Source organism: Sulfitobacter sp. HI0027 (assembly GCF_001634775.1).
Taxonomy (GTDB): Bacteria; Pseudomonadota; Alphaproteobacteria; order Rhodobacterales; family Rhodobacteraceae; genus Sulfitobacter.
In genome coordinates this window covers 1-278 of record NZ_LWER01000293.1, presented here as the reverse complement: position 1 = coordinate 278, position 278 = coordinate 1, and the positions used below count along the sequence as shown (strand labels likewise).

The 278-nt window shown below is 57.9% G+C and carries 1 protein-coding gene; it reads left to right on the top strand.

The window, feature by feature from the left end:
• Positions 1-278 (top strand): hypothetical protein (locus A3722_RS24870; protein ID WP_236627443.1); only part of this gene is annotated, 278 nt, incomplete at both ends.

The following is a 278-nucleotide window of genomic DNA, read 5'->3' as shown; positions in this document are numbered from 1 at the left end:
ACTGCTCGTACCGTGTGGTTTCTGTCCGCCAACATGGCTCGGGCACGGACTGGTAAGGAAGGCAAGGCAACCTACCCCAAAACCCTTGCAGAAGCTCGCAAGCGCCTGACGCCTATCGAGCCGCTACTTCTCGATTGGCCGAAAGCATTCGACGATCATGTAGTGCAGAGGTGGAATACCCCGGGTGCGGAAGGAATGACCGCCGCTGTTCGCTTGGGTGCATGGTATCGCGGCTTGCTCAACCAGAAAGGCCTGCTGGCTGAGACATTGCGATCTCA